The sequence below is a fragment of the Photobacterium frigidiphilum genome (genome assembly GCF_003025615.1).
In the GTDB taxonomy this organism is placed as follows: Bacteria; Pseudomonadota; Gammaproteobacteria; order Enterobacterales; family Vibrionaceae; genus Photobacterium; species Photobacterium frigidiphilum.
In genome coordinates this window covers 1-797 of the sequence record NZ_PYMJ01000132.1, presented here as the reverse complement: position 1 = coordinate 797, position 797 = coordinate 1, and the positions used below count along the sequence as shown (strand labels likewise).

The 797-nt window shown below is 50.4% G+C and carries 1 rRNA gene; it reads left to right on the top strand.

The window, feature by feature from the left end:
- Positions 1 to 797 (top strand): 23S ribosomal RNA (locus C9J12_RS30215); the annotation flags it as partial.

Genomic DNA, 797 nt, shown 5'->3' with positions numbered 1-797 from the left:
CGAGTAGGACGGGACACGTGATATCCTGTTTGAACATGGGGGGACCATCCTCCAAGGCTAAATACTCCTGACTGACCGATAGTGAACCAGTACCGTGAGGGAAAGGCGAAAAGAACCCCTGTGAGGGGAGTGAAATAGAACCTGAAACCGTGTACGTACAAGCAGTAGGAGCCCACTTGTTGGGTGACTGCGTACCTTTTGTATAATGGGTCAGCGACTTAATTTTAGTAGCAAGGTTAACCGTTTAGGGGAGCCGTAGGGAAACCGAGTCTTAACTGGGCGTACAGTTGCTAGGATTAGACCCGAAACCAAGTGATCTAGCCATGGGCAGGTTGAAGGTGAGGTAACACTTACTGGAGGACCGAACCGACTAATGTTGAAAAATTAGCGGATGACTTGTGGCTAGGGGTGAAAGGCCAATCAAACTTGGAGATAGCTGGTTCTCCCCGAAAGCTATTTAGGTAGCGCCTCGGACGAATACTACTGGGGGTAGAGCACTGTTAAGGCTAGGGGGTCATCCCGACTTACCAACCCTTTGCAAACTCCGAATACCAGTAAGTACTATCCGGGAGACACACGGCGGGTGCTAACGTCCGTCGTGAAGAGGGAAACAACCCAGACCGCCAGCTAAGGTCCCAAAGTTATAGCTAAGTGGGAAACGATGTGGAAAGGCTCAGACAGCCAGGATGTTGGCTTAGAAGCAGCCATCATTTAAAGAAAGCGTAATAGCTCACTGGTCGAGTCGGTCTGCGCGGAAGATTTAACGGGGCTAAGCTATACACCGAAGCTGCGGCAAT